4 protein-coding genes are annotated in these 5,102 nt (G+C 73.4%); 1 reads left to right on the top strand and 3 read right to left on the bottom strand.

Annotated features, from left to right (window positions below; genetic code table 11):
- Positions 1-124: 124 nt before the first annotated feature.
- Positions 125-538, bottom strand: a complete 414-nt coding sequence (locus tag ACIQOV_RS26875; protein ID WP_401052692.1) for a Fur family transcriptional regulator — start codon at positions 536-538, stop codon at positions 125-127.
- A gap of 299 nt (positions 539-837) precedes the next feature.
- Between ACIQOV_RS26875 and katG the strand changes: the two genes are divergently transcribed.
- Positions 838-3,054 (top strand): catalase/peroxidase HPI, encoded by a 2,217-nt coding sequence (gene katG, locus ACIQOV_RS26870; protein WP_401052689.1) that lies wholly within the window; start codon positions 838-840, stop codon positions 3,052-3,054.
- Between the two features lie 58 nt (positions 3,055-3,112).
- On the opposite strand, the gene ACIQOV_RS26865 is transcribed toward katG, so the two are convergent.
- Positions 3,113-3,814, bottom strand: a complete 702-nt coding sequence (locus ACIQOV_RS26865; RefSeq protein WP_401052686.1) for a response regulator — start codon at positions 3,812-3,814, stop codon at positions 3,113-3,115.
- On the bottom strand, positions 3,811-5,049 hold the full coding sequence (locus tag ACIQOV_RS26860; RefSeq protein ID WP_401052695.1) for a sensor histidine kinase: 1,239 nt from the start codon (positions 5,047-5,049) through the stop codon (positions 3,811-3,813). Before ACIQOV_RS26860 ends, ACIQOV_RS26865 begins: the two co-directional genes overlap by 4 nt.
- Between the last annotated feature and the right edge of the window lie 53 nt (positions 5,050-5,102).

The following is a 5,102-nucleotide window of genomic DNA, read 5'->3' as shown; positions in this document are numbered from 1 at the left end:
CGATCTGGTGCCCGCGTCCCGCCCCCGGTGCCCGCGTCCCGCCCCCGGTGCCCGGGGCCGCGCCGCCGCTGCCCGGGGCCGCGCCGCCGGGCACCGTCCCGCGTCCGGCCGGCCGCCGGGGCGATCAGCCCGCGCAGTCCGGGCACAGTCCCCGGTAGGTGACCTCCGCCTGCACCACGGCGAATCCGAAGCGCTGCTCGGCCGGAAGGTCGGCGAGCGGATTGCCCCGCGGGTGGACGTCGCGGATGGCGCCGCAGCCGGTGCAGACCAGGTGCTGGTGGGGGTGGTGGGCGTTCGGGTCGTAGCGCTTGGCGCGCCCGTCGGTGGCCACCTCGACGACCTCGCCCAGGGTGACCAGTTCACCGAGCGTGTTGTAGACCGTCGCCCGGGAGATCTCCGGGAGGCGCTCCGCCGCCCGGGCGTGCACCTCGTCGGCGGTCAGGTGCACGTGCTCGCCGTCCAGGACCTCGGCCACGACACGCCGCTGGGAGGTGAGGCGCCAGCCGCGCCCGCGCAGCCGCTCCAGCAGGTCACTCATATCGGTTCACCTATTCAGGTCAAGGGGAGGACCGGAGTTTACCAATTCACCTCCGGTGCCTTCCGGTTCCCGATCGGATATGGCTTTGGTGTCTTTCTTGACTTGGAATCCGTCCATCGTAGGATCGGCTCCGGCGCTAGCCTGGGTGGCAGCAGCACGTGACTCCCGTCACTGCCGTGCGCAACGGCGGGCAGTGACAGCAGTGGCAACACGCGGCGCGCCAGGACCAGACAGCAGCAGTAGGTGCCGTAGGTAGCAGATGAAGACACCGTGATCCGCCTTGTGAGGGAAGGATTCCCATGTCTGACAACCACGATGCAACCGGCGTAGAGGCGAACGCGGAGGGCTGCCCGGTGAACCACGGGCGGGCGCCGCACCCCACCCAGGGCGGCGGGAACCGCCAGTGGTGGCCGGAACGGCTCAACCTGAAGATCCTCGCGAAGAACCCGGCGGTGGCCAATCCGCTCGGTGGCGGATTCGACTACGCCGAGGCCTTCAAGACCCTCGACCTCCCGGCCGTCAAGCGGGACATCCAGGAGGCCCTCTCCACCTCGAAGGACTGGTGGCCGGCCGACTTCGGCTACTACGGCCCCTTCATCATCCGGATGGCCTGGCACAGCGCCGGCACCTACCGGATCAGCGACGGCCGCGGCGGCGCCGGCGGCGGCCAGCAGCGCTTCGCCCCGCTGAACAGCTGGCCCGACAACGCCAGCCTCGACAAGGCCCGCCGCCTGCTGTGGCCGGTGAAGAAGAAGTACGGGCGCGCCCTGTCCTGGGCCGACCTGATCATCCTGTCCGGCAACGTGGCCCTGGAGGGCATGGGCTTCGCCACCTTCGGCTTCGGCGGCGGCCGGGTCGACGAGTGGGAGCCGGACGAGGACGTCTACTGGGGCCCGGAGACCACCTGGCTCGGCGACGAGCGCTACACCGGCGACCGCGAGCTGGAGAGCCCGCTGGCCGCCGTCCAGATGGGCCTGATCTACGTCAACCCCGAGGGCCCCAACGGCAACCCGGACCCGATCGCCGCCGCCCGCGACATCCGCGAGACCTTCTACCGGATGGCGATGAACGACGAGGAGACCGTCGCGCTGATCGCCGGCGGCCACACCTTCGGCAAGACCCACGGCGCCGGCCCGGCCGACAGCGTCGGCCCGGCCCCCGAGGATGCCCCGATCGAGCAGCAGGGCCTCGGCTGGAAGAGCACCTTCGGCACCGGCGTCGGCGGCGACGCGATCACCAGCGGTCTGGAGGGCACCTGGACGCCCACCCCGATCACCTGGGACAACAGCTTCTTCGAGACGCTGTTCGGCTACGAGTGGGAGCTCACCAAGAGCCCGGCCGGCGCGCACCAGTGGAAGCCCAAGGACGGCGGCGGCGAGGGCACCGTCCCGGACGCCCACGACCCGGCCAAGCGGCACGTGCCGATCATGCTCACCACGGACCTGTCGCTGCGCTTCGACCCGGTCTACGAGCCGATCTCCCGGCGCTTCCTGGAGAACCCGGAGGAGTTCGCCGACGCCTTCGCCCGCGCCTGGTACAAGCTGACCCACCGCGACATGGGCCCGGTGGTCCGCTACCTCGGCCCCGAGGTCCCGGGCGAGCACCTGCTCTGGCAGGACCCGCTGCCGGGGGTCACGTACCGGCCGATCGGCGCGGCCGATGTCGCCGACCTCAAGCGGCGGATCAACGCCACCGGCCTGTCGGTGTCCGAACTGGTCTCCACCGCCTGGGCGGCGGCCTCCTCCTTCCGCTCCAGCGACAAGCGCGGCGGGGCCAACGGCGGCCGCATCCGGCTCCAGCCGCAGATCGGCTGGGAGGTCAACGAGCCCGACCGGCTGGCCACGGTGCTGCGCGCCCTGGAAGGCGTGCAGCAGGAGTTCGACGCGCAGGCCGGCGACAAGCGGGTCTCGCTCGCGGACCTGGTGGTGCTGGCCGGCGGCGTCGGCATCGAGCAGGCCGCCAGGGCGGCCGGGCTGGCCGTCGAGGTGCCGTTCGCGCCCGGCCGGGTGGACGCGCCGCAGGAGCTGACCGACACCGAGTCCTTCGCCGCGATGGAGCCCAAGGCGGACGGCTTCCGCAACTGGGTCGGCAAGGGCAACCGGCTGCCGGCCGAGTACCTGCTGCTCGACAAGGCCAACCTGCTGGGCGTCAGCGCGCCCGAGCTGACCGTCCTGGTCGGTGGCCTGCGCGTGCTGGGCGCCAACCACGGCGGGTCCACGCACGGTGTGCTCACCGGGACCCCCGGCGTGCTGACGAACGACTACTTCGTCAACCTGCTGGACCTGGACACCGCGTGGAAGGCCACCTCGGAGGACGCCCACACCTTCGAGGGCCGGGACGGTTCGGGCCGGGTGCGCTGGACCGGCACCCGCGCCGACCTGGTCTTCGGCTCGAACGCCGAACTGCGGGCCGTCGCCGAGGTGTACGCGGCCGACGACGCCAAGGAGAAGTTCGTCGAGGACTTCGTCGCGGCCTGGGTCAAGGTCATGAACGCGGACCGCTTCGACCTCCGCTGATCCGCGGCGCCTGACGACGGGAGCCCGGGGCGGCGAGGCCCCGGGCTCCCGTCGCGCGTCACCGGCCCCGAGCCGGATCGGCGACGGACCCCACGCTGACCAGCCCGGTCTCGTACGCCGCGACCACCACCTGGGCCCGGTCCCGCAGGCCCAGCTTGCCGAGGATCCGGGCCACGTGCGTCTTCACCGTCGCCTCGGACAGCCCCAGTCGGGCGGCGAGTTCGGCGTTGCTGAGGCCGCGGGCGAGCAGCCCCGTCACCTCCAGCTCGCGCGGGGTGAGCGTGCCCAGCTCCCGGTGCGGGGCGGCGGGGCCGGCCGGGCTCTCCGGGCGGGCGAAGCGCTCGACCAGACGGCGGGTGATCGCCGGGGCGAGCAGCGCGTCCCCGGTGCGGACCAGCCGGACGGCGGCCGCCAGGTGCTCCGGGGTGACGTCCTTCAGCAGGAAGCCGCTGGCCCCGGCGGCCATCGCCGCGTAGACGTAGTGGTCGAGGTCGAAGGTGGTCAGCATGATGATCCGCGGCGGCTCCTGCGCGCCGTCCGCCAGGATCCGGCGGGCGGCCTCCAGCCCGTCCAGGCCGGGCATCCGGATGTCCATCAGCACCACGTCCGGCCGGCAGCGGCGGACGGCGGCGACGGCCTGCTCGCCGTCCTCGGCCTCGGCCACCACCTCGATGCCCTCCGACTCCAGGATCAGCCGGAACCCGGTGCGGACCAGGGCCTGGTCATCGGCGACCACCACCCGCAGCGGCTGCTCGGTCATGAACTCTCCAGGGGAATCAGGGCCTTGACGCGGTAGCCGCCGCGCGGCCGGGGGTCGGTGTGCAGGGTGCCGCCGTAGACGGCGAGGCGTTCGCGCAGGCCGAGCAGGCCGCGTCCGTTGCCGGTGGCGGCGGCGCCGGTGGGGCGTCCTCCGGTGTCGGTGACCTCCACCAGCAGCCGGTCGGGGGCGTACTCGACGGTCACCGCGGCGTGGGCGCCGCCCGCGTGCTTGACGGTGTTGGTGAGCGCCTCCTGGACGACCCGGTAGGCGGCCAGCTCGACCCCGGGCGGGACGGCGCGGCGCTCGCCGCGGACGGTCAGCTCGACCGGCAGCCCGGCCTGCCGGACGCCGTGGACCAGCGTCTCCAGCCGGCCGAGGCCCGGCTGCGGGCTGAGGCCGGCCCCGGCGGCCGGGTTGTCGGCGCTCTCCGAGTCGATGGTCAACAGGCCCATCACGTGACGGAGTTCGGTCATCGCCGCGCGGCCGCCGGACTCCACCGCGAGCATCGCCTCGCGGGCCCTCTCCGGCGCGGTGTCCAGGATCTTGCGGGCCGCCCCGGCCTGGATCGTCATCATGCTCACGTTGTGGGTGACGACATCGTGCAACTCCCGGGCGATCCTGGCCCGTTCGAGCTCCACCGCGCGCTGCAGCGCGGCCAGCTGCTCGCGCTCCAGGGCGGAGAGCCGCTCCCGTCCCTCCTCCACCCGGCGGCGCCACATCCGCAGTTCGTACGCGACCGCGAACACCGGCACCAGGAGCAGGACGGCGATCACCCCGTTGGGGAAGTGCGGCAGTTTGGCCGCGGAGAAGAGCACCACCAGGGCGGCGGTGGCGGCCGGCAGGCCGAGCAGCAGGGCCCGGGGGCGGCGCCCGTACGCGGCGGCGCTGTACGCGGCGACGACCACCGCCACGCCCGCCGAGTACGCGATGTCCTGCGACTGGTGCCGGACCAGCAGCGCGGCCGGCAGCACCGTCCACAGCACCGCCAGCGGGTAGCGGCGGCGCAGGACCAGCGGCAGCGGGACGAGCGGCACCAGCAGCAGCAGCCAGGACAGCGCCGTTCCGTGCGGGCCGCCCGCGATGGTCGCGTAGCGCCCGCCGGTGAAGGCGAGGAAGAGGGCCAGGGCCACGTCGAAGGCCTGGCCGCGCCGGGTCGGCCGGGGCGGCGGCGCGGTGCCCGGGCCGTCGGCCGGGCGGACCGCCGCGCGCAGCCGGCGCACCGTCGGATGGTTGATCACCGGGACATTGTGGGGGATCGGAAGAGCGACGGGAACGGAAACATTGTACG

The sequence above is a fragment of the Kitasatospora sp. NPDC091257 genome (genome assembly GCF_044757675.1).
Classification (GTDB): domain Bacteria; phylum Actinomycetota; class Actinomycetes; order Streptomycetales; family Streptomycetaceae; genus Kitasatospora; species Kitasatospora lactacystinica.
The sequence above is the reverse complement of the archived record's forward strand: the minus strand, read 5'-3'. Positions and strand labels throughout refer to the sequence as shown.

Excerpts from the sequence above, each read along its gene's own strand:
- ACIQOV_RS26875 (WP_401052692.1), bottom strand. The coding sequence starts at position 538 with ATGAGTGACCTGCTGGAGCGGCTGCGCGGGCGCGGCTGGCGCCTCACC.
- katG (WP_401052689.1), top strand. The coding sequence starts at position 838 with ATGTCTGACAACCACGATGCAACCGGCGTAGAGGCGAACGCGGAGGGC.
- ACIQOV_RS26865 (WP_401052686.1), bottom strand. The coding sequence starts at position 3,814 with ATGACCGAGCAGCCGCTGCGGGTGGTGGTCGCCGATGACCAGGCCCTG.